We start from the raw sequence: 22,176 nt of genomic DNA on the forward strand, positions 1-22,176 counted from the left end.
GTGAAGAACATGTTCATTGGTGTTCCGAAGGAAATCAAGAACCACGAATACCGTGTTGGCTTGACCCCCGAGAGTGTCGCGGAATTGGTTTCGCATGGTCATAACGTCATTGTCGAAACCAATGCCGGGGCTGGTATTGGTGCGGATGACGAGGCGTATCGCGCCGCTGGTGCGGAGATCGCCGCAACCGCAGGCGACGTCTTTGCCAATGCTGAGATGATTGTGAAGGTGAAGGAACCTCAGGCGGTAGAGCGCGCCATGCTGCGTGAAGGTCAGATTTTATATACCTACCTGCACCTAGCACCCGACCCGGAGCAGACTAAGGATCTGGTCAATTCGGGCGCGGTCTGCATTGCTTATGAAACCGTCACAGACGACAATGGCGGGCTGCCATTGCTGAAACCGATGAGCCAGGTTGCCGGTCGCATGTCGATCCAGGCCGGTGCAAGTGCTTTGGAAAAGGCAAAGGGCGGTCTGGGTGTCTTGCTGGGTGGGGTGCCCGGCGTGAAGCCCGGCAAGGTCGTGGTTATCGGCGGTGGTGTCGTTGGCTTCAACGCGGCCCAGATGGCCGTCGGCCTGCACGCGGACGTCACCATTCTGGACCGCAACCCTGCGGTTCTGGAAAAGCTGGAGAACCATTTCGAGGCGTCGGCCAAAGTTGTCTATTCGACCAAGGCTGCACTGGAAGAAGAGGTCACCAACGCAGATCTGGTTGTGGGTGCGGTTCTGATCCCGGGTGCTGCTGCACCCAAGCTGGTCACACGTGAGTTGATTTCGAAAATGAAACCCGGTGCGGTCGTCGTGGACGTGGCGATCGACCAGGGCGGCTGTTTTGAAACGTCCAAAGCCACCACTCATGCCGAGCCCACCTATGTTGTCGACGATGTTGTTCACTATTGTGTCGCCAACATGCCGGGCGCAGTCGCCCGAACGTCAACTTACGCACTGAACAACGTAACGCTCCCGCACGCTCTGGCCATCGCCAACAATGGCTGGAAGCAGGCGCTTGCAGACAATCGTCACCTGATGAATGGCCTGAACGTGGCCCACGGAAAGGTGACGTACAAGGCTGTGGCCGATGACCTTGGATACGAGTTCATCGCCCCGGAACTTTGCTGACATCAGCAAATCAACGCCCGCTCCAGCACGCCGCTGGGCGGGCGTTACTCGTCAACCAGGAGGAGATAACCGATGAGTTTTAGTAAGTTTACCACAGGTATGGCAGCAGGAGCACTGAGCGCCCTAATGTCGACTGCTGCATTCGCGGAAGACATGACCCTGCGTTTTGCCGGCGTATTCCCGATCGATCATCAGGGCACGAAGATGATGGAACAGGTCGCAGCGGATGTTGCAGCTGCGGATGTCGGCCTGAAGGTCGAGGTTTTCCCGGCAAACCAGTTGGGTTCCGGTGAGGCGCTGTTCGAAGATGTTGCACGTGGCAATATCGATCTGGCCTCGGCGTTTATCTATGCCGACACGGATCCGCGTCTTGAGTTTCTATCCATGCCGTTCCTGCTTGGGGGTTGGGATGACATGGAGAATACCATGCTCAACATGGATTCCGAATTCAACACCATCCTGCAAGAGATCACCGACGAATACGGTGTCCGCGTGATGGCGCAGAACCCTGAAGGCTTCATTGGGATTGTCTCGTCGCAAGAGCCCGAGAACTGGAACACGTTTGACGACAAGGGCATGAACATTCGTGTCTGGTCGTCCAGCGTCGTGAAGTCGATGGTTGAAGAATTGGGTTACCAGGCAACAACCATGGCATGGGGCGACATCTTTCCCGCACTTCAGGCCGGTATCGTCGATGGGGCGATCTGCTGCACCAAGACCGCGACCTACTCAATCTTCGCCAAGTCGGATGTTGGCACCCATTTTGTCGAATACAACTCGATCTCAGAGCTGACTACATTCTACGCGTCGCAGCGGACACTCGACAAACTGAACGACGAACAGCGTGCCGCGCTGCAAGTTGCGATGACCAAAGCCTCGGAAGACTTCTTTGCATACAACCGTGAGAATGACGAAGTCTTCGGTCAGAAATTGCTCGACAAAGGCTACACCATCCTGCGCCTGAGCGACGAAGAACAGGCTGCGATGGCCGCTCATGTTCAGGAAACGGTCTGGCCCGCGATGGCACAAAACGTCGGTCAGGACATCGTCGACCGCCTGCTGGCAGCTAAAGAACAGCAATAAACCTAAAGAAAAGGGCCAGCAAATCAGTTGGCCCTTTTTTGGTCTTTAGCTCAACAAAGGGAGGGAGAAAGATGTCTAGTACAGAAGCTGAACGTCCATTGGTCGTCGAAAGCGCAGAAAAGAAAAGCTCTCAAAAAATCACTGACGAGCTGCCGGTCGTAATTGGGTATCCATTGAAAGCAGTGGCGTTCGTCATGAGACAGATCGTTATGTTTTCAGGTTTCCTGATGGCATTCACGTTTGGGGCCGTTGTTGTCATCCGGTATGGATTTGGTGGCGATCTTTTTGCCTATGAAGAATGGCTTCTGGGCATCAGCATCATCGGCTTTTTTGCAGGTGCTGTTCTGGCTTCTGCCCGCAACCTGCATATCAACGCGGACATTCTTGGCATTGTGATCCAAAACCCCCGATTGATCTGGTGGCGCGGCTTTGTCGTTCTGACAGTCGAGGTGCTGGTAATTCTGTTTCTTATGTATGCGTGTTACGTCTCGCTCATCGATGACTTCTCTTTCCCTCGACTGCGCGCAACCCCGGTGCTGCGTATTCCGTTTGTGACCTGGCGGATTGGAATCATGATTGCCTTTGGCTTCATGGCAACGTTCACGGCTGCATACTTGTACGTGCATATCCGTAAGGGGCTTGGCCTTCCCTTGAGATCGGAAATGCAAAAAGGAGAAACCCAATGATCATCGGAGGAAGTCTTCTTATTGTCTGTTTCATGCTGCTATTGGGCGTCAGCGTATATGTAGCATTCGGATCGGTTTTGATTTTCATCGCCATTGTCGGGGATCAATCCATCACCGGTTATTTGCCGACCGGCTCCACAGGCATCCGCTCACTGGTACTTCTGGCGATCCCGCTCTTCATGATTGCAGGTGGCATCATGGAAAAAGGTAAAATTGCCGCCCCGCTCGTCTCACTGGCTGAAATGTTCATTGGCCATATCAAAGGCGGTCTGAGCGCCGCGGGGGTATTGGCCTGTGGGGTTTTCGGCTCCATCTCTGGTAGTGCAAATGCGACGCTGACCTGTATTGGCGGCATCATGATGCCCCACCTGAAAAAGGCCAACTATCCCGGTGGGCAATCGGCTGCGCTGATCGTGGCGGCCAGTCCGTTGGGCCTGTTGATCCCGCCCAGCTCGTCGCACATCCTGTATGGCTGGGTTGCGCAACAGCACGTACTGAAATGCTTCTTGTCCACAGTCATTCCCGCCATCATCCTGATCACGCTTCTGATTGTGGTCAATCAGTTCATGCTGCGGAAATACGACGGCATCAATCTGACGGAACGCCCCAAGCCGTTTCTGCCGACATTCGGGGTACAGGCGCGCTTGGCCGGCCCGGCTTTGATGATGCCGCTGATCATTCTGGGTGGTATCTATGGAGGCATCATGACGCCAACTGAGGCTGCGGGCATTGCAGTGGTCTACTCGATCCCGATCGCGATTTACTTCTACCGTGGCCTGACCTGGAAAACGCTGGCTCAGACTATCCAGAACTCAGGTGTTACGATTGGCGTGGTCATGGTCATGATCTTCATGGTTCTGATCGTGTCGGACAACCTGATCTCGCAGGGCGCGCCTCAGCTGGCCAAGGACCTGGTCTATTCCGTGTCGGACAACCCGGTCGTCATACTTCTGATGATCAACGTCGTGATGATCCTAATCGGGATGCTGATGGATGACATTTCGGGTCTTCTTCTGGCGACACCGATCTTGCTGCCCATTGCGCAGAGCACTGGAATGGACCCGATCCATTTCGCGGCTGTGATTGGTGTGAACCTGGGTATGGCGAACATTACACCCCCCACAGCACCCCTGCTCTATCTTGGTGCTCAGGTTTGTGATGAGCCGGTTTCCCGCATGTTGTGGCCGACATTAATCTTCATTGTCTTTGCCTGGCTTCCAACCTTGATGCTGACAACCTTCGTACCAGAGTTGGCTCTCTTCTTGCCGGACCTGCTGCTCAGTAGGTAGCCGCGGGAAAACCAACAAACGCAAGACAACCAAAAAAGCGCGCACCCCGTTCTTACGGTTGGGGTGTGTGAGAGCTCTCTCAAAATGGAAGTGCGGAGAGACTTGCTTGTGGACGAAAACCGAAAACCTTCAACAAGGGATTAGAAATGTACAATAACATCTTGGTAGCGCTGTCTCTTGAGCATGGCATCAGTGATCACGCACTTTCGGCGGCACACGCCCTTGTATCCGAAGGTGGAAAGATCATAGCGGCACATATTCACGAACCACCAAACAGACAGATAATGTACTATATGGATGACGGGATCGCCGAAAAATCTCTCCAAAAAGCAAAGGCGCGCTTAGCTGAACGCCTGAAGGACGAAACCGAGGTTTCTTCAGTTCTTCTTGAGAGTCAATCCGCCGGTCGGGCAATCACCGAGTACGCGAACAAGCATGGTATCGACTGTATTGTCCTTGCGTCGCATAAACCCGGGATGAAGGAGTTCTTTCTGGGATCAACTGCAGCCCTCGTCGTTCGCCACGCTCGGTGTTCGGTGCATGTGCTCCGCCCATAAAGCTTACGGTTGTACCCGATCGCTCAACGCAAGCAATTGTGCCTAACTCCTCCGGCTTCTGTAGCTTGTCGTCTCAAACCGTCGTAGAGACCACTTGTCATGCTCGCACCTCAATCACCATCAAACGATGAAAAGCAGTCTGGGAAGCTACGGAAGCACGAGTCGCAGCTTTGACAATAACGGCACCTTTGATGATCCTGACCGGATTTGCACTGACGTAGGCGACGGCGACCCTGGAAACTCCTGCCGTTTCCAGCCCCTGATACGCCGCCAGGTCGCGGGCTGCGACTTGTTCAAAGATCACACCGACGATTCCCTACCTATGCCCAATATTGTGTTGGGTACATCCGGGCCTTTGGCGGTTCCACTTTGAGAACGCATCTACTTGACCGCAATCGCGAAGGTTCAGTGCATCTCGAACAACTCATGGCAGGGTTTCACAAGCGCCTCGCGGAACTCTATGAACGCGAAGTGGCAAATACGCCTGCGAGGTTTGGCACCTCATTGTGGTTCTTCATGGAACACAACAAGAGCTTCAACCCCACTAGAAAGTTTGGCCGAGCCGTGCGACATCCTGATGGATCACCGGCCAATGATGCACTAACAATCAAATTGGTCCAGTCAGATGAGGCTGCTCAATGTTCAACGTTCGGAACGCTTTGCCTTCGTCGGTTCGGCAAGCACGTCAACTTGCCGCAGCTTTTTAACTATTTCTAGCGGCTTGTCTCTCTTGTTTACCATTCTTGGTCCTCCGTTTCTCAAACATATCGGTGGTCCAAATCAATTAACGCACTCCAGTTCTGCAATCAGGTTTAAGTCGGCCCAGAACCGACATCAATTAGCCAACCTAAATACTGCGGTCGCAACCCACTATACTTCCAATCGTTCCCCGCGAGGTGAGAGGCCAAGCAAACTTATGCATCGCATAACAAAGCGTCTGTTTTCTCGCCCACCGATAGGGCTGCTACCCCCCCAAAAAGCCGACATGCAAACTTGTCACCGCAGGGCGGGAACCTGACAATTACTGCAAGTGTAACAAGACTTGGCTCGACAATAATAACGACATTCAATTCATTAGTTTTCCAGTCAATCAATCATACCAAGTCGATTGTTTGTTGTTTCTAGCCAAGCGTTCAATCCGCGTATGTTCCACGGGGAAATTGACTTGCCTTGGACGATTAACAATCCGCCACCGGACCAGATGTTCCTCTCACGACACGCTCCAATTCGCAGCAGATTCTAAATGGCTCTGGATCGTCTGAGGTAATGTAGTCAGTGAACCTTTCGCCAGCCAGCTTTCCGATGGTTTCTGCAGGGATGCGAATGGTGGTGAGCCCCGGTTCAACGTCCGCGGACCCTTTGAAATCACCAATACCGATTATTGAAAGGTCATTAGGAACCTTCAAACCAAGGTTCTGGGCTGCAAACAGTGCACCTTGTGCGATGACGTCATTCCCGCACAGCAGAGCCGTAGGGCGAGAGCATTCAGACAAAAGGGACAAGGCTGCCTGCTTGGCCTGAGATACACTGTACGGGGCCTCCGACTCATGTTCACTGGGAACGGAAATACCAATTTCGCTCAACGCATCACGGACGGCAGATAACCGATGTTGAGCTCGGTCATTGCCCGAGGTTTTGGGAAAGATCAGCCCAATATCGCGATGCCCCAAGTCCAGCAGATGCTCAGCCGCCAGACGCCCCGCCAGCCGATTATCAGCTCCAACGCAGGGAAGATCGGAATTCTCCGAATAGTTCCAAATGGCAAGAGCAGGTATTTTCTGTTGTTCGATCAGCCGCGCGGTAGGTTCGGAATGCTCCAATCCGACCAGAGCCACTCCGTCCACACGATGCTCCAGAAGCTTGCGAACCATCGCGTATTCCCGATCGAGGTCATACCCATGCGACGCCAGCAACAGGCTGAACCCGGCTTTATCGATGGAATCTGAAAAGGCCTGAATGACCTCGGCGAAAATGGCGTGGTTGATCGTAGGAACAACGAGACCGACAGTGCCTGATCGCTTGCCATGCATCGTTTGCGCAGCCCGATTGCGGATATACCCCAGCCTTTGCACCGCTCGGTTGATCTTTTTCCGAGTCGCCGGGCTGACCAAGTTAGGGTGATTGAAGGTACGAGAAACCGTGGATGGCGATACTTTTGCGGCCTTTGCGACCGCTACAATATCTACCTTACCTTTTTGAAAAATAGCCATAATATTCTTCCATCCAGTCGAATTTATGAAAACATTTGCAATACTATTTTCATCGCCTACCCTGATTTGTCAACAAAAGTAAAAGTGTGGACCGACGGGTTGGGAGGCCCTGAATGGAATTCATTTATTACTTCGGAGACGTATTCACGCCGCTGTCGTTTTTGCTGCTGTTGGGCGGCACGATTGGGGGTCTGATTCTGGGGGCGACGCCGGGTTTGTCACCTACGATGGCGGTCGCTCTTCTGATCCCCTTCACCTTCCAACTCGAGGCGGCACAGGGGCTAATCCTGTTGGGCGCCGCCTATACCTCGACCGTTGCTGGTGGTGCGGTTAGCGCCATATTGCTCAAGATCCCCGGCGCGCCGGCCAACATAGCGACGACGTTGGACGGACATACCATGGCTAAACAGGGTCAGGGTGCGCGGGCGCTGCAACTGTCGTTTCTGGCATCGGCGGTGGGCGGCATCTTTGGTGTGCTCCTGTTGATCTTTCTGACCCCGGTTTTGGCCAAATGGGCGCTGGCATTCGGTCCCTCGCACTTGTTCTGGTTAGCCATTCTGGGTGTTACGGTGATCGGGACACTGGATTCCTCCTCGGTGGTCAAAGGTTTGCTTTCGGGATGTATCGGGTTGTGGCTGGCTACCATTGGGTTTGACGACATCATGGGGGCGCAACGCTTCATCTTTCACCCTGCTTTGGGTGGAGGCATCAACATTATCGCCGCGCTGATCGGTCTGTTCGCGATCCCCCAGGTGCTGACGATGTTTGCAAAGGGTCGCCGTAACACGGGCGCCGAAGTCATCGAAGTGCAGCGCCATTCGATCCTCGCTGCGTTTCGCGAACTGTTCAGCCGAACCCGCGCTCTGAGCATCGGCACATTGACAGGTTCCATCATCGGCCTGATCCCGGGCGTTGGTGGACAGATCGCCGGGTTGGTCGCCTATGATCAGACCAAGAAATTCTCAGCCGAGAAAGACAGGTTCGGTACGGGCCATTCCGAAGGCGTGATTGCTGCGGAATCCGCCAATAATGCGATGGTCGGCCCGTCCTTGGTGCCGTTGCTAACCTTGTCGATCCCGGGTAGCCCAACAGCCGCCGTTCTGCTCGGTGGGTTACTAATCCATGGAATTTTTCCGGGATCGGACCTCTTCGACAACCACCCTGACGTGGCCTGGACCTTCATCAATTCCATGCTGATCGGCCAAGTCCTGATGTGTATCTTTGGCCTCTATGTCGCCGGTCTGGCCGCCCGCGTCGCGCAGGTTCCACAGTCGGTTATGGCAGCCATCGTTCTGGCGCTGTCGGTCTTCGGGGCCTATTCGGTGCAGGGCTCGATGGGTGATGTCTATGTCATGGCCTGCCTTGGTATAGGCATGTTTTTCCTTGAGCGTTTTGGTTTTTCAGCAGCACCACTGGTGTTGGGGTTGATCCTTGGCCCCATCGCTGAAGCCAACTTCATTCAAGGCGGGATGATCGCTGATGCGACCGTGGGCAAAGCTTCGTATTTCCTGACCGGTGGGTTGAACCTGTTGCTGATCGCAGTGGTGCTGGCCTCAATCGCCTACTCGGTTTGGATGGAACTGCGCCACCGTCGCTACACCACCAAAGAGGAGGCACAGGCATGAACCGCTCGCAACATATGATTGGGTCCGGTCTGGTCTTTGCTGTTGGCCTTTGGGTGACTTGGGTCAGCTATACCCAGCAACCCGCTGAGGCGTTCCTTTTCCCGCGTCTTATTGCATCGGTTTTTGTGGTTCTGGCTGGCTGGACCTTTGGCAAAGCGGTGTTGGGATTGTCCAAGGTTGGGAACGGCTTGACGCGTACAATGTTCATAAACATGCTGCCGGGGCTGATCGTAACGTTGATCTACGTTTTCTGGGCGGCAAAATCGCTGGGTTTCTACACCGCGACGACCATCGCGTTTTTCATTCTGCTGTCAATCTATGATCCAGCCCCGCATTCCGAAGCCAAAACCTGGGTCAAGCGCGGCGTCATCACCGCAGTCTTTGTAGCGGTCATGTACGGGCTCTTCGCCATGCTTCTGAACGTTTACACGCCAAGGGAAATTCTGTTCTGACCGCACAGGATGCGGGTGAGCTAAATAAGGGAGGAAACGCAAATGAAACAAATACTTGCAGGAGCCGCATTGGCCCTCATGGGCCTGACAGGTGCCGTCGCGTCCGAAGAATACCCCGAACGACCGATCATGATGATGGTTAGCTATGGCGCGGGCGGTGCGACAGATTTTCAGGCGCGGATTGTCACCATGACGTCCGGGAACGAGGATGCGCTGGGAATGCCCATCGCAATCATCAATAAACCTGGAGCAGGCGGGCGCGTGGGTTGGAACTGGTTTGCAACTCAAGCCGACCCGGATGGCTATACACTGGCGGCCTATAACGTCCCGCATTTCATCGCCCAGTCGATCAAAGGCGGTGTGGAATATTCGACCGACAGCTTTGAGCCCATTGCAAACTGGGGCGCCGACCCGGCAGTCTTCGTTGTGGGTGCCGACAGCGAGTTCAACTCGATGGAAGATGTGGTCGCATATGCAAAGGACAACCCCGGCAAGCTGACGGTATCCGGAGCGGGCCTGTTTGTGGGCCACCACATTGCAGCCCTGCAGATCGACAAAGCAGCAGGAACCAAAATGGCTTACATTCCGACCAAAGGCGGCGGGGCCGCGGCCATGAAAGCAGTGATCGCGGGTGAAGTCATGGGCGGTATCAACAACCTGTCGGATGCGTACCGCGCGCAAGAGGCGGGCAACGTCAAAATCCTTGGTGTCGCAGATCTTGAACGCAACACGTTCCTGCCGGACGTTCCGACGATGATGGAACAGGGGCTGGAGGTTGACAACTCATCGGTCAATTTCCGGGGCGTGATGGTGCCAAAAGGTACACCGCCTGAGGTGATCGATAAACTGGCGGCGACGGTCCCGGAGATGTTTGCCAACGACCGTGTGGCTAAAAAAATGGAGGCCGGTGGGTCCCCCATGCACATCATGACACGTGATGAAGTGATCGAGATGTGGGCAAAGCGCCAACAAACGCTGAACGAATTGCTGGCCGGCCTCTGATCCGGTGATCAAAACGGGGCGGAGCAGATCCGCCCCGAACAAAAAATCGAGGACCAAGATGAACGCTCAGGACGAGATTTCCCCAGAAATCGCTGAAGTAGATCGTATCGTAACGCAAGCTCGTGCGGCCCAGGAGGCCTTTGAAGCTCATGGCAGTCAGGGGCTTTATGACAAAGCAGCTCTCGCAGTGGGGTGGGCCACTATGGAGCCAGCACGCAACCGGAGGTTGGCCGAGACCGCCGTTAAAACCACCGGGCTGGGTAATGTTCTCGACAAGATCACAAAAAACCACCGTAAGACATTGGGTCTTTTGCGAGATATCGCTGAAGTAAAAACCCACGGCATCATCAGCGACGACCCGAAAACCGGCATTACCGAGATTGCGCGTCCTATTGGCGTGGTCGGCGCGGTTGTGCCATCGACTAACCCTGCGGCAACACCTGCGAACAATATCATCAATGCGCTCAAAAGCGGCAACTCCATCGTGGTGGCACCGTCACCCAAAGGCGTGGCGTCATGCGAGATGTTGATTGACTACATCCACTCTGAATTCGACAAGCTGGGGTTGGATCGCAATCTGGTGCAGATGATCCCCGCGCCCGGATCCAAGACTAAGACGCAACGGTTGATGGAAACTGTTGATCGGGTGATCTGCACTGGAAGCCAGAACAATGTTCACCGCGCGCAATCCTGCGGTACGCCAGCTGTGGCGGTTGGTGCTGGCAACGTGACAGTGATTGTTGACGAGACTGCTGACTTGCAGGCGGCCGCGGCCAAGATTACGGCCTCAAAGTGCTTTGACAACGCGACGTCCTGTTCTTCTGAAAATGCCTTGGTCGTTGTTGATGCAATCTATGATGTGTTCGTTGCCGCGATGGCCAGCGAAGGCGGTGCCTTGGTGCCATCCTCCGAAGCAAGTGACATCGTGGCCCGGCTTTGGCCTAATGGTCATCTCAACCGTTCTGCCATAGCGCAGGATGCCGACAAAATGCTCAAAGCTTTGGGGATGGCGGGAAAAGTGCCTGAAGGGACCAAGTATTTGGCCGTGGAGACGGACGGGATAGGTCCGGATCATCCACTGTCCGGCGAAAAACTTAGTCGGGTTTTGGCTCTCTATCGCGCGGCAGATTTCGAAGAGGCCAAGGGAATTGCCGCTCGCATTCTGGAGCATCAGGGGGCAGGACATTCGGTCGGCATCCACACGGATGACGACACCCGCGCTGTTGGGTTGGGACGTGACTTGCCCACCTGTCGGGTCATCGTAAACCAGGCGCATACCTTTGCCACAGGTGGCAGTTTCACCAATGGAATGCCCTTTTCGCTTTCGATGGGCTGCGGCAGTTGGGGCGGGAATTCCATCGATACCAACCTGCATTGGCGGCATTTCGTCCAAACCACCAAGATCGTGCGTGAAACGCCTCCGCGTGAACCAGACTTGAAGGAGATTTTTGGCGACTATTGGTCGGAGGTCGGCCGATGATGGAACCGCCCAAAGGAACTGTCCGAGATTGGCTGGAATACAGAGCTACCCAGGGAGGAACCGGTTTTGTTTTCCCGGATGGGGCACCGGACTTGAGCTGGGGTGAATTGCGCGAAACAGCCCGCCGAATAGCGGTCATGTTGACCGGATCAGGTGTGGCAAAAGGTGAAAGCGTTGCGATCCTCTACCCCAATTGCCGCGAAGCGCTAGAGGTCTTGTTCGGCGTTCTCTACGGCGGATTCCGGGCAACGATGATTAACCTTGTCGCAGGCGACAGCGCCGTATCCTATGCGCTGGAGCATAGTGGGGCACGTTGTGCCTTTGTGCATCCCGGACAAATGGAATTGTTCGAACGGACAGCCGATCCCTCCGGAATCACCCAGTTGCACGTTACAGACGTTGCCGATGCCGATGGTAACTTGCACAGCATCTCGTCCGACAGTCATGCTCTGTTGATGTACACATCCGGAACAACCGGGCGTCCCAAGGGCGTGGTTCACACGCATTCCAGCCTGCTGGCAGGGGGCTGGACGACGGCAGTTGCTCACGAGTTGACCGAGGTTGATCGCGGGTTTTGCGTATTGCCGATCTACCACATTAACGGGCTGTGTGTGACAATCATGGGAACGCTTGTTTCAGGCGGGTCTTTGGCCATGTGCGAACGATTTTCTGCCAGTCGGTTCTGGGACAATCTGGGTAAGATTGAGGCAACATGGTTTTCGGTCGTACCAACCATCATTTCTCACTTGCTGCACTCGGATACAAATCCGGATACGCACACCCGCCAACGTGTGCGTTTCGGTCGTTCTGCATCATCAGCATTGGCACCGGACGTGCAGCGGGCCTTTGAAGACCGTTTCGAAATACCGATTGTGGAAACTATGGGGCTGACAGAAACCGCCGCGCAGATACTGTCCAATCCTCTGCCACCGGGCGTTCGCAAGATTGGTTCTCCGGGTATCGCATTTGGGAACGAGGCAGCAGTATTCGACGCGAACCTTCAACCTGTTCCTCACGGAACGGAAGGTGAATTGGTCATTCGTGGGCCAAATGTGATGTTGGAGTACCTCAACGACCCCGATGCAACTGCAGGCACGTTTAGTTCCGATGGGTGGTTGCGAACCGGTGATCTCGCACGCATGGACGAAGACGGCTACGTTTTTGTCACCGGTCGGCTGAAAGAGCTGATCATCAAGGGCGGTGAAAACATCGCGCCGCGTGAAATAGACGAGGCACTTTATTCTCATCCCGACGTTGTTGAAGCCGCAGCTTTTGCACGCCCCTGCGAAAGCTACGGTGAAACTGTCGAAGCCGCTGTAAAAATTCGAGAGGGTTCTGAACTGACGCCGCAAAGCCTATCGAGAATTTGCGAAGATCAACTGGGTCGTTTCAAGTCCCCCGATGAAGTTCATATCTTGTCTGATCTTCCCAAAGGCCCCTCGGGAAAAATCCAAAGAAACAGGATACTCGAGATCGTTAGTGAGAAAGCTGAAAACCGGAAGATGTAGACCCAACGACTATTCAGTTGACCACGTCCTATGGACGTACGCTTTGACCGCGAAACTCATAGTAGAATGCGCAGATTGGTCGTTCGCTTAACAGTAGGTGCCGGACAGAAAATCCCAATTTTAGACATCTGACGCAAACTATCGAAGTACAGGTTGGGGAAAGGATGTCGTATTTGCAAAGGGCAATTGCGGGCGCTCTGAGAAACGTGCGCTTTTGGACTCGGTTTCAGTTATTCCTGAATTTGCATTTCCGTGTCGACTCTGAGACTGATTGCCCCCACCGGGAACGGTCCAACTTCAAATGCTTTAGGGCCATCAATGGTACTCGTGGCCGAGAACGCGACCCAGTTACCAGCGTTTGCGCGCTGACGGATGTTTCCAAAATCGAGGCTGCTCCTTCGGCGAATGTGACACCCCGAAGCGCATGTTTCGCGAAGCCGCCAAACCGCTGTTGCAGATCCGTGCTCCGTCCAATCTCCTACTGTAAGACAAGATTCAGTTGGCGGGACTTTGAAGTGCAGGTGTTTCTGCAGGACTTTGTCATACCTCCCGCGAAAACACCTTGCCCAGCAAAGAACCAACAAGATGTACCCGTCTGAGTATCCGGCACGTCGTGGAAGAGGCGGCAACGCGTGATGCGATGGATGACAGCATCATGCGTGGGATAGCGAAACTAGTGTGCCACCGACGCAAAGCAATTTAAGCAAATTCAAACCCTCACGAAAGGGATGATTACCTCCCGCCATTGCAATGTATGGTTGATTCCATTCAGATTTCGCGTTTAGAAGCAAAGGCATGCCAAAAAGGAAGAGAACTATTCTGTGACCAATCGCTTCTATCTTTCGACCGCTCTTCTTTTACCCACGTTGTTCCCGCTCGCCACCGTTCATGCCGCAGAATTAGCCAAAACCCCGAATGAGGAAATGCGTTGTTATCTGTCGGTTCAAGGTCCGATCGAAGCAGGAGACGCTGACAGAATTCGCGAAGCCATGGCAAGTTTTTCTGCCGACCACCCCGAAGAGGCAAACCTTTACTACCCCAATTCGATGAACAGCTGGAAGAAAGTCTGTTTCGATAGCCCCGGGGGGAGTTTTTCAGAAGGTGTGAAGATCGCCCAGTATTTGTTGAGCGAGCAGATCGGAAGTGCCGTTCCAAAAGATGCCCAATGCCTTTCGGCCTGCGCGGTGGCGTTTATGGGTGGAACAAATGATACGCAAGGCGATGGGGGCCCAATTCCCTTCCGCCAATTGCATCCACTTGGCAGCTTGGGCTTCCACGCACCTTTTATCGAGGTCCCTGAGCGGGAGTACTCGGCACAGATTGTTCAGCAGGCATTCGAAGTGGCGCTGGCAAACATTGGCTTCCTCTTGGAACGAGGAGATCAGATGAACATTCAGCGCAGTCTCGTCTTGCGCATGCTGAACACGCCCAGCGACGACATGCTTTTCGTGAGAACCGTTGGTGAAGCCTCACGTTGGGGTATTGCCATCGCCCCTGTCGCGCCGCAAGACAAGCTTGATGCGGTCTCAGTGATCAATGCCTGCTACAACCATGAATATTTTCTCCAGGACAACCTGTTGCCGATTTTTGCCAAAGCAGAAGAAGTGGCGATCCAAAGCGAAGGCTCGGCGACGACCGGCACGCTGCCCGACGGTTTTCGCGGAGAGCGGGCGATGCCTTGCCAAATCTTCCAGTCAGCAGTCTCGGAATATGATCGCTATGGGCCTCTGACACATCGCGCAATCCACTCGATCACCGAGTATGAAGGGGTCTATCCTTACCAAATGTACGATCCGCAAACCCCGATCACCACGCTTTACAACCCCGATGGTAAGCCACCTGCCCGAATTGCGAGAATTGAAAAAAGCATAGATGCCGAGGCTGTTTGCCTGGTTTTCGCCGATGGCAGGTTGAGTGATCAGGACCCTTGCCGTTGGGAGGCCGTGAAGACCAGGCTCGCTGATTTGTCCGTAGAAAACGTCTGGCGGTTCCATTGGCCATCGGGCAGCCAGACTGTTGTGGAAAAGGCTATATCCGGGACCAGTCAGGCCGACACGTTGAACGGATCACCGGCGCAAAAAATCGAGAGCTGGGACCTGCCGGAAGAAACAAACAAGGCGATCAACGATGCGGCCCAGACCCTGACTGCTCCTGAAGATGGCTGGCTCAACAAAGATTGTTGGCTAAGCAGCGCAACGGAGCGCATGTTTTGCATCGGCAGCTTCAGCGTGGCCGGATACAAGTCCATGGAAGAGTTTACAGAATGATATCTTCTGTCAGGATTTTACTGCTGAGCGCCACAACTCTGGTGCCGGGCCTTGCCGCCGCACAGGACGACGCATTCTTCCTCATGTCTGGCGCTCAAATCGATTGCCTTGCCAGAAATGCGGACCGCTACCTGTCTTCCTCTGAGGACACTTTGTTCATCAGGCCTGGTGACTGCGGATCCGAGCGAACCGGCGAGACTATTAGCTTCATGGAGATGACGTTGAATGCCGCGCCAGACATCAGGATCGTTGAAGAGCAGGATATTCCCGACGAAGTCGTTGTTCTGACCCGCGAAGACCTCGCCTGTATCGCGGGTCAAACCTTGCCAGTCGTTGCAAACCTCGTCGCCTTTTATCCAGATGGCTGCCGCGTGGTGGTTAGGGCACCATGAGCAAACCACTCGCCAGCTTCGACAAGATCGCAGACATCTGCTTCAAAGTTTTCAGCATCATAGCGATTTGCTTTGGCGGAGTACGCTATTTTCAGGAGCGCAGCGAGATCGCTCATAAAGAAGCCCAAAGCAGATCCCTGTCCTATATCGAAGAATATGGCAGCGAGAGATATGTGGCAGCCCGTCTGGCCCTTCATGAATTCTGGTCCGAGCGTCCGGAACTGGTCCAGTTGCTGATAAATGGCAGAATTTCAGAGAGGGCTTACCGGGCCGCTCTCAGCCAGGAGGTTTTCCGGCACGAGGCCGATCACCAGATACGCGAAGCGCTTGTCCTGTTGGACAACTTCTACAGTCAGGTGACTTTCTGTCACAGAACCGAGCTTTGCGACGCCACTATTCTGAATGATTTCTTCTGCCAAGTGGCGCGGTCCGAAGCGGTGGCCTACGTTCCTTTCTTCGACCGAATGGCTGCCGAGACCGGTGACAGCGACTTGGGCGATGACTTGTCCGACTTTGGTGCACATTGTGCCTCGGCAATCGGGAAACCTTCGAAATGACACAGGGCAGCAATCGAAAGCTGCGTTTCGTTGCTCCTTCTCCCCTGAGAAAAATGTGATGCATTCCGGTATCTACCGGGAGCGGACGGCGGGCACCGGTGCAGGGCACCGCACCTCCCGTCGTCATTCTCACTTTAAGAAACAGGTATTGAACTCGGGATTTCTTCACCGTGATCGAACCGGCTTTCCCCTCTCCGAAATCGAAGTAAACAAGCGACCAGCCTTGCCCGACCAACTGGTCCATCAGACCAACCCCCTGCGCGGCTACAACCGGATTGAAAACCTCAACGTATTCCATGATCTTATCGGATTTGTTGAATTTGAAGGTTGAGTATTACTTATTGCTGCACCAACCCGCGTGATTCTTCAGCTTGATCTGACCGGTGTTGCGAACGAACACCCCCTGCCCGTAATCCATCGCGCAGAGCTCGTGGACCGGGAAGATCATGCCTTCAAAGTTCGAGAAGGTCCGCGACTAACAGGCCTAAATCGCAAATCGACCTTTGGCGCCGGTTGGAAAGACACCGCAGTGATAGGCGGTGATATGTACGTTCCCCCTCAGCAAAAAAAAGCGGCAACGACAGCCGCATCTTCAGCTTCCTAAGCCTTTAGAAAGGCGCGCACGATGGCTTTGGTGCATTCGGCATCTTCGGGACCGGCTGCCTGGATGATCTGGCCAACGGCGTTCGCGGCACCGCGGATGTCCAGGCAGCGGTCACGACAACGACCGGCAGTTTCTGCTCCTCATTCACTAGGGCAGGATGAGCATGTCCGACAGCGTTGCATCTTCGTTTTCGAATGTCACCGTGCGGCTTGGGATTCAGGTTCAGCAAAACGTGATGCACGTCCAACACATCCTCGGGTGTTCAGCCTGGATCGGCCTGAAAGTAGCGGACCGACATAAACACCGCCGCCGACACAAACACGGCGTCTTCGCTTTTCAGCAACGGAGCCGACGAGTAGATCCCGTCGTTTAGCTGCGGCAAGGTTTCCTGCTCTTTAACGTTGAGACGGACTGGTTTCTGAGCATGGAAGGACTGGGCTGATTACAGCGCACCTACTTTGACACCTGTGAACCATAGCGGCTGAGGATCATGTCGACGCTGCTTTCGATGGTGGCGGTCATTTCCGGTTCGCTCAGCACGTCACCGGTGAACATCATCGGCCAGAAGGCCTTGGCTTTGATCAGGCCAATGAATTCCTGCCCGGCTCGTTCCGGGTCTTCGATCTGCAGTTGCCCGTCATCTGCGGCATCTTTCAGCATAGCGACAAAGATCCTCGTCTTATCCAGCTTGCCCTGAGCTACTGCCGCCATCTCGGGGTTGCGCAAAGTTTCGCTGATCACCATCCGCGCCATGGCGATAACCTCGGGCATCATCAGAATCCGCCCCTCGGCCCAGGCAAGCTCGGTCAATTGCTCGCGGATATCTCGGCCTGGTTGGTACCTGATGTCGAGCACGGCAGCAAACCGATTGGACAGTTCGATCACGATCGAACGAAACAGGTTTTCCTTGCTCTCGAAGTACTTGTACAGCGTGCGCTTGGAAACCTCGGCGCGGGTGGATATGCGGTCCATGCTGGCGGCTGCGAACCCCTTCTCTTGGAATTCGGCCACGGCGGCTTCGATGATCTGGGCCTGTTTGGACGCGTTCGGTGCGCAACAATCGCTCATGTTTCAAAGCTATAGACCCATTGACAGAGCAAGGTCAAACACTAGGTAAACTCACGGGTTTACACTGGAGGAAACGTAGCATATGGTAAACCCGCCAGTTTACCGACTCAGGTAACCAGCCCAACATGGAGAGTCCCCTCATGGCCTTGACCTTGAAACTGAACGGCGAGACCCACACGGTCGATGCCGAACCCGGCACACCCCTGCTGTGGGTGATCCGGGATGAACTTAAGCTGACCGGAACCAAATTCGGTTGCGGTGTTGCATCCTGCGGTGCCTGCACCGTGCATCTGAATGGTGAGCCTGTGCGCTCGTGCCAGACCTTTGTGGAAGACGTCGAAGATGCCGAGGTTACCACGATCGAAGCGGTCGGTGACGACAAGATTGGTGCGGCCGTCCAGCAGGCCTGGGTCGAGCTGGACGTGATTCAATGCGGTTACTGCCAGTCGGGTCAGGTGATGTCGGCGGTCGGCCTGCTGTCGGAAAACCCGAAACCGTCAGCCGAAGAAATTGACGAATACATGTCTGGCAACGCCTGCCGCTGTGCCACCTATCAACGCATTCGCGCCGGTATCCAACGCGCATCTGAAATTCTGGAGGCCTGATCCATGACCATCAACACCTCCCGCCGTGGATTTCTGAAAGGTGCCGCTGCTGCCGGTGCCGTTCTGCTGGTTGGCGCGCGCCCTGATGGGGCGCTTGCGGCGGCGACATCCGAGACCGCTCAGTTCAACCCGTTCGTGAAGATTGATGCGGACGGCACCGTCACCGCCATCGTCAAACACTTTGAAAAGGGTCAGGGTCCTGCGACTGGCCTGCCGACACTGATTGCCGAGGAAATCGGCCTGACCATGGATCAGATCGAATACGAATTCGCGCCCTCTGATCCGAACGTCTATAACAACCTGCTGTTCGGCCCCTTCCAGGGAACCGGTGGCTCGACCGCGATGGCGAACTCGTGGCTGCAATACCGCCAGGCCGGTGCTGCCGCACGCGAGATGCTGATCAACGCCGCCGCCCACAGTTGGGGCGTTGATGCATCCGGCATCACCATCGAGGAAGGCATCGTCAAGGCAGGCGACAAGTCGGCCCCGATTGCGGACTTCGTGGCCGCCGCCGCGCAGTTGGAAGCCCCAACCGAACCGCGCCTGAAAGACCCGTCCGAGTTCCGTCTGATCGGCAACGAAGCCGTCCGCCGCAAGGACTCGGCGATCAAAGGGAACGGCCAGGCGATGTACGCCATGGACGTTCACCTGCCGAACCAGATGGTTGCTATGATCAAGCGACCAGAATCGAAGGGTGGCATTGCCAAGGGCTTTGATGACAGCGCATCAAAAGAGGTCAAAGGCTATATCAACGCCGCCGTTCTGCCCAATCAGGCAGGCATCGCGGTCTATGCCGAAAACACCTGGGCCGCAATTCAGGCGCGCGACGCGATTGAAGTCGAATGGGACATGTCCGGTTCTGAGACCCGCGACTCGGACCAGATCAAAGCCGAGATCATGGCCGCACTGGACGCCGAACCCACCTATAACGTGAACAAGGCGGATATGGCAGCGGTGTCGGCGGCTATCGACGGGGCGGACAAGGTCGTCGAAAAGACCTTCTACTTCCCGCTGCTGGCCCACGCGCCGATGGAACCGCTGAACTGCACCATCGAGCAGACCGCCGAAGGTGATATCGTTCTGCATGATGGCGCGCAGATGCCGACCGGGCCGCATATGGCCTATCAGCAGATATTCCAACTGCCACCCGAAAAAATTCACATCAAGACGATGCTGGCCGGTGGCTCGTTCGGACGTCGCGCAACCCCGGACGCGGATTATCAGGTCGAGGCCGCGCTGGCCTTTGCCGTCACTGATCGTTCGCGCCCGGTGAAGCTGGTATGGACGCGCGAAGATGACATCCGCAGCGGTTACTATCGCCCCGCCTTCGGCCATAAGGTCCGCGTGGGTCTGGATGCCGACGGGAATATCGTCGGATGGCAGCATCAGGTCGCCGGGCAATCGGTAATTAAAGGTACACCGTTCGAGGCAGCTCTGGTGCATGACGGTATCGATCACAGTTCGATCGAAGGGATTGCCGACAGCCCGTACATGATCCCCGGCATGTCGCTGGGGCTGACCGATACACCGAAAGCCACGACGGTTCTGTGGTGGCGCTCGGTTGGCCATACCCACACCGGCTATACGATGGAGACCATGATGGATCTGGTCGCCGAAGCCGCAGGCCGCGACCCGGTCGAGTTCCGCCTGGCGCATCTGGCCGACACCAGCGACGCGGATCAGCAACGCAAAGCGGGAGTGCTGAAACTGGTCACTGAAAAGGCGGGATGGGGCAACCCTCCGGCAGGTCGGGCACAGGGCATTGCCGTGCACAAGTCCTTTGGGTCCTTTGCCGCGCAGGTTGTCGAGGTTTCGGGCGATCCGGAAAACGGAATCAAGATCGAAAAGGTCACCTGTGCCGTGGATTGCGGCATCGCCGTAAACCCCGACGTGGTGCGGGCGCAGATGGAGGGCGGCATCGGCTACGGTATCGGCCACGTCATGCGCGACCAGATCACGCTGACCGGTGGGGCCGTAGACCAGTTCAACTTCCCTGATTACGAGCCTCTGCGGATCGGTGACATTGCGGAAATCGACGTCCATATCGTGCCGTCCGCCGAAGCACCGACCGGAGTTGGCGAGCCCGGCACCCCTCCCTCGGCCCCTGCCCTTGCCAACGCGATCCGGGCGCTTTCGGGCGTCAAGGTTACCTCTCTGCCGATGGTGGAAAACGGCGTCAATTTCGTCTGACGCCCTCTCGCTCCGCGCCATCCCCCTCTGGCGCGGAGCGTATCGCTTGAAAAACGCGATCGAATAATTTGATCAAATTTCGTGACAAGGCGCGCGGTCTCGATTACATCTCGGACATCCCGAGTGATGGAGACCCCAATGGACCTGAGCGCCCTGCACAGTTTTCGCGTCGCCACCAGTGACCTCAACGGTCAGATGCGCGGCAAGCGCGTGCCGCCCTCTTACGCCGACAAGCTCAGCAAAGGGACGGTGCGGATGCCGTTTTCCGCGCTGAACGTGGACCTGTGGGGCGCAGACATCGACGGCAGTCCTCTGGTTTTCGAATCCGGCGATGCTGATGGAATGTTGCTGCCGACGGATCGTGGCCCGGTACCGATGCCGTGGTTGGCGGCGGATACCGCGCTGGTACCGATGTGTCTGTACGATGACAAGGGCGCGCCGTTTGCAGGTGACCCCCGGCACGCTCTTGCCACGGTATTGCAGCGCTACGCCCAGCGCGGCTGGTCCGTCATCGCAGCAACCGAGCTGGAATTCACCCTGCTGGATGCGTCAGGCGCGCAGCCACAGCCTCCGATCAACCCGGTGACCGGGCGCAGGCTGGTGGGTGAATCGGTCCTGTCGATGGCCGAGATGGATGCGTTCGACGCCTTTTTCACCGAACTTTACGACGGCTGCGCCGCGATGGGCATTCCCGCGCAGACGGCGATCTCGGAAAGCGGCATCGGCCAGTTCGAGATCAACCTGAATCATCAGGACGCCCTGCGCTGCGCGGATGATACGTGGCTTTTCAAGACCTTGACGCGCGGCCTCGCCCGTAAGCACGGGTTCACCGCCACGTTCATGTCCAAGCCTTACGCAGACGATGCGGGCAACGGAATGCATGTGCATTTCTCGGTCGTGGATGATCAAGGGCAAAACGTGTTCGACAATGGCGGCCCCGAGGGCACCGATCTGCTGCGTTGGGCGGTTGCCGGATGTCTGGCTGCAATGCCAGGATGTACGTTAATCTTCGCACCGCACGGAAACTCTTACACCCGCCTTGTTCCCGGCGCGCACGCCCCGACCGGAGCAAGTTGGGCTTATGAAAACCGTACTGCCGCGATCCGCATCCCCGGCGGTGCTCCCGCCGCGCGGCGGATCGAGCACCGCGTTGCGGGCGGTGATATCAACCCCTACCTGATGCTGGCCGCCGTCCTGGGTGCCGCGATGAACGGGATTGAGGGCGAGACCGAACCGCCCACCCCGATATCAGGCAACGCATATGAAATCGACGGCCTGCCGCAACTGGCTGGTGACTGGGCCTCGGCGATCGCCGCCTTTGAAAGTGACCCGTTGGTCGCGCGCATCTTTCACACCGACTTGATCCGCTTTTTCGCTATGACCAAAAGGCAGGAAATCCGTCGCTTTGATGAGCGCCCGCCGGATGAGCACTGGCTCAGCTATCTCGAAGCGGTTTGACCCCCTTGCCCGCCTTAATTCGGT

At 55.7% G+C, this 22,176-nt stretch carries 20 protein-coding genes; 17 read left to right on the forward strand and 3 right to left on the reverse strand.

Features of this window, described 5'->3' with window-relative positions; genetic code table 11:
* The first annotated feature begins 9 nt into the window (after window positions 1–9).
* The 5 genes from ald to ACR0IK_RS05610 all read left to right on the forward strand — a co-directional run bounded on the left by ald (window position 10) and on the right by ACR0IK_RS05610 (window position 4,734).
* On the forward strand, window positions 10–1,119 hold the full coding sequence (gene ald / locus ACR0IK_RS05590; protein WP_480640737.1) for an alanine dehydrogenase: 1,110 nt from the start codon (window positions 10–12) through the stop codon (window positions 1,117–1,119).
* Window positions 1,120–1,191: 72 nt separating this feature from the next.
* Window positions 1,192–2,202 carry a TRAP transporter substrate-binding protein DctP gene (dctP, locus tag ACR0IK_RS05595; protein ID WP_480640738.1) on the forward strand — a complete coding sequence of 337 codons (1,011 nt, stop codon included), beginning with the start codon at window positions 1,192–1,194 and terminating at the stop codon, window positions 2,200–2,202.
* 71 nt (window positions 2,203–2,273) lie between these two features.
* Window positions 2,274–2,888, forward strand: coding sequence for a TRAP transporter small permease (locus tag ACR0IK_RS05600; RefSeq protein WP_480589503.1), 615 nt, complete (start codon window positions 2,274–2,276; stop codon window positions 2,886–2,888).
* Window positions 2,885–4,177 carry a TRAP transporter large permease gene (locus ACR0IK_RS05605; protein WP_480640740.1) on the forward strand — a complete coding sequence of 431 codons (1,293 nt, stop codon included), beginning with the start codon at window positions 2,885–2,887 and terminating at the stop codon, window positions 4,175–4,177. The genes ACR0IK_RS05600 and ACR0IK_RS05605 overlap by 4 nt, the downstream gene beginning before the upstream one ends.
* A gap of 146 nt (window positions 4,178–4,323) precedes the next feature.
* Window positions 4,324–4,734, forward strand: coding sequence for a universal stress protein (locus ACR0IK_RS05610; RefSeq protein ID WP_480589501.1), 411 nt, complete (start codon window positions 4,324–4,326; stop codon window positions 4,732–4,734).
* A gap of 97 nt (window positions 4,735–4,831) precedes the next feature.
* Here the strand turns inward: ACR0IK_RS05610 and ACR0IK_RS05615 are convergent, their stop codons facing one another.
* A complete protein-coding gene (locus ACR0IK_RS05615; RefSeq protein WP_480640742.1) occupies window positions 4,832–5,038 on the reverse strand; it encodes a hypothetical protein in 207 nt (68 codons plus the stop codon).
* 874 nt (window positions 5,039–5,912) lie between these two features.
* Window positions 5,913–6,944 carry a LacI family DNA-binding transcriptional regulator gene (locus tag ACR0IK_RS05620; protein ID WP_480640743.1) on the reverse strand — a complete coding sequence of 344 codons (1,032 nt, stop codon included), beginning with the start codon at window positions 6,942–6,944 and terminating at the stop codon, window positions 5,913–5,915.
* 113 nt (window positions 6,945–7,057) lie between these two features.
* Between ACR0IK_RS05620 and ACR0IK_RS05625 the strand changes: the two genes are divergently transcribed.
* From ACR0IK_RS05625 to ACR0IK_RS05665, 9 genes are all read left to right on the forward strand, one after another.
* The gene (locus tag ACR0IK_RS05625; RefSeq protein ID WP_480640744.1) at window positions 7,058–8,569 is read left to right on the forward strand and encodes a tripartite tricarboxylate transporter permease; all 1,512 of its coding nucleotides are present in this window, start codon (window positions 7,058–7,060) and stop codon (window positions 8,567–8,569) included.
* Window positions 8,566–9,021: a tripartite tricarboxylate transporter TctB family protein gene (locus ACR0IK_RS05630; protein WP_480640745.1), complete on the forward strand. Its 456-nt coding sequence runs from the start codon at window positions 8,566–8,568 to the stop codon at window positions 9,019–9,021. The genes ACR0IK_RS05625 and ACR0IK_RS05630 overlap by 4 nt, the downstream gene beginning before the upstream one ends.
* A 42-nt stretch (window positions 9,022–9,063) precedes the next feature.
* Window positions 9,064–10,023 (forward strand): Bug family tripartite tricarboxylate transporter substrate binding protein, encoded by a 960-nt coding sequence (locus ACR0IK_RS05635; protein WP_480640746.1) that lies wholly within the window; start codon window positions 9,064–9,066, stop codon window positions 10,021–10,023.
* Window positions 10,024–10,081: 58 nt separating this feature from the next.
* Entirely contained in the window at window positions 10,082–11,503 is a 1,422-nt protein-coding gene (gene sauS, locus ACR0IK_RS05640) for an acylating sulfoacetaldehyde dehydrogenase (protein ID WP_480595536.1), read from the forward strand.
* Complete coding sequence (locus ACR0IK_RS05645) at window positions 11,500–13,011, forward strand: class I adenylate-forming enzyme family protein (RefSeq protein WP_480595537.1); 1,512 nt, start codon at window positions 11,500–11,502, stop codon at window positions 13,009–13,011. The genes sauS and ACR0IK_RS05645 overlap by 4 nt, the downstream gene beginning before the upstream one ends.
* A gap of 821 nt (window positions 13,012–13,832) precedes the next feature.
* Window positions 13,833–15,278, forward strand: coding sequence for a COG3904 family protein (locus tag ACR0IK_RS05650; RefSeq protein ID WP_480640747.1), 1,446 nt, complete (start codon window positions 13,833–13,835; stop codon window positions 15,276–15,278).
* The gene (locus ACR0IK_RS05655; protein ID WP_480640748.1) at window positions 15,275–15,670 is read left to right on the forward strand and encodes a hypothetical protein; all 396 of its coding nucleotides are present in this window, start codon (window positions 15,275–15,277) and stop codon (window positions 15,668–15,670) included. Before ACR0IK_RS05650 ends, ACR0IK_RS05655 begins: the two co-directional genes overlap by 4 nt.
* Entirely contained in the window at window positions 15,667–16,227 is a 561-nt protein-coding gene (locus ACR0IK_RS05660) for a hypothetical protein (RefSeq protein ID WP_480640749.1), read from the forward strand. The genes ACR0IK_RS05655 and ACR0IK_RS05660 overlap by 4 nt, the downstream gene beginning before the upstream one ends.
* A 58-nt stretch (window positions 16,228–16,285) precedes the next feature.
* Entirely contained in the window at window positions 16,286–16,558 is a 273-nt protein-coding gene (locus ACR0IK_RS05665; protein WP_480640750.1) for a hypothetical protein, read from the forward strand.
* A 726-nt stretch (window positions 16,559–17,284) separates the two neighbouring features.
* Here the strand turns inward: ACR0IK_RS05665 and ACR0IK_RS05670 are convergent.
* Window positions 17,285–17,899, reverse strand: a complete 615-nt coding sequence (locus ACR0IK_RS05670) for a TetR/AcrR family transcriptional regulator (RefSeq protein ID WP_480640751.1) — start codon at window positions 17,897–17,899, stop codon at window positions 17,285–17,287.
* A 140-nt stretch (window positions 17,900–18,039) separates the two neighbouring features.
* Here ACR0IK_RS05670 and ACR0IK_RS05675 point away from each other — a divergent pair, with 140 nt between their 5' ends.
* The 3 genes from ACR0IK_RS05675 (at window position 18,040) to ACR0IK_RS05685 (ending at window position 22,152) form a co-directional block, all read left to right on the forward strand.
* On the forward strand, window positions 18,040–18,504 hold the full coding sequence (locus tag ACR0IK_RS05675) for a (2Fe-2S)-binding protein (RefSeq protein ID WP_480640752.1): 465 nt from the start codon (window positions 18,040–18,042) through the stop codon (window positions 18,502–18,504).
* Between the two features lie 3 nt (window positions 18,505–18,507).
* A complete protein-coding gene (locus ACR0IK_RS05680; protein ID WP_480640753.1) occupies window positions 18,508–20,694 on the forward strand; it encodes a xanthine dehydrogenase family protein molybdopterin-binding subunit in 2,187 nt (728 codons plus the stop codon).
* Between the two features lie 138 nt (window positions 20,695–20,832).
* Window positions 20,833–22,152: a glutamine synthetase family protein gene (locus ACR0IK_RS05685; RefSeq protein WP_480640754.1), complete on the forward strand. Its 1,320-nt coding sequence runs from the start codon at window positions 20,833–20,835 to the stop codon at window positions 22,150–22,152.
* The last annotated feature ends 24 nt before the right edge of the window (window positions 22,153–22,176 follow it).

The organism is Ruegeria sp. BF7 (assembly GCF_056538605.1).

Coding starts and splice junctions, on each gene's coding strand:
- ald (WP_480640737.1), top strand. CDS start 10: ATGTTCATTGGTGTTCCGAAGGAAATCAAGAACCACGAATACCGTGTT.
- dctP (WP_480640738.1), top strand. CDS start 1,192: ATGAGTTTTAGTAAGTTTACCACAGGTATGGCAGCAGGAGCACTGAGC.
- ACR0IK_RS05600 (WP_480589503.1), top strand. CDS start 2,274: ATGTCTAGTACAGAAGCTGAACGTCCATTGGTCGTCGAAAGCGCAGAA.
- ACR0IK_RS05605 (WP_480640740.1), top strand. CDS start 2,885: ATGATCATCGGAGGAAGTCTTCTTATTGTCTGTTTCATGCTGCTATTG.
- ACR0IK_RS05610 (WP_480589501.1), top strand. CDS start 4,324: ATGTACAATAACATCTTGGTAGCGCTGTCTCTTGAGCATGGCATCAGT.
- ACR0IK_RS05620 (WP_480640743.1), bottom strand. CDS start 6,944: ATGGCTATTTTTCAAAAAGGTAAGGTAGATATTGTAGCGGTCGCAAAG.
- ACR0IK_RS05625 (WP_480640744.1), top strand. CDS start 7,058: ATGGAATTCATTTATTACTTCGGAGACGTATTCACGCCGCTGTCGTTT.
- ACR0IK_RS05630 (WP_480640745.1), top strand. CDS start 8,566: ATGAACCGCTCGCAACATATGATTGGGTCCGGTCTGGTCTTTGCTGTT.
- ACR0IK_RS05635 (WP_480640746.1), top strand. CDS start 9,064: ATGAAACAAATACTTGCAGGAGCCGCATTGGCCCTCATGGGCCTGACA.
- sauS (WP_480595536.1), top strand. CDS start 10,082: ATGAACGCTCAGGACGAGATTTCCCCAGAAATCGCTGAAGTAGATCGT.
- ACR0IK_RS05645 (WP_480595537.1), top strand. CDS start 11,500: ATGATGGAACCGCCCAAAGGAACTGTCCGAGATTGGCTGGAATACAGA.
- ACR0IK_RS05655 (WP_480640748.1), top strand. CDS start 15,275: ATGATATCTTCTGTCAGGATTTTACTGCTGAGCGCCACAACTCTGGTG.
- ACR0IK_RS05660 (WP_480640749.1), top strand. CDS start 15,667: ATGAGCAAACCACTCGCCAGCTTCGACAAGATCGCAGACATCTGCTTC.
- ACR0IK_RS05665 (WP_480640750.1), top strand. CDS start 16,286: ATGCATTCCGGTATCTACCGGGAGCGGACGGCGGGCACCGGTGCAGGG.
- ACR0IK_RS05670 (WP_480640751.1), bottom strand. CDS start 17,899: ATGAGCGATTGTTGCGCACCGAACGCGTCCAAACAGGCCCAGATCATC.
- ACR0IK_RS05675 (WP_480640752.1), top strand. CDS start 18,040: ATGGCCTTGACCTTGAAACTGAACGGCGAGACCCACACGGTCGATGCC.
- ACR0IK_RS05680 (WP_480640753.1), top strand. CDS start 18,508: ATGACCATCAACACCTCCCGCCGTGGATTTCTGAAAGGTGCCGCTGCT.
- ACR0IK_RS05685 (WP_480640754.1), top strand. CDS start 20,833: ATGGACCTGAGCGCCCTGCACAGTTTTCGCGTCGCCACCAGTGACCTC.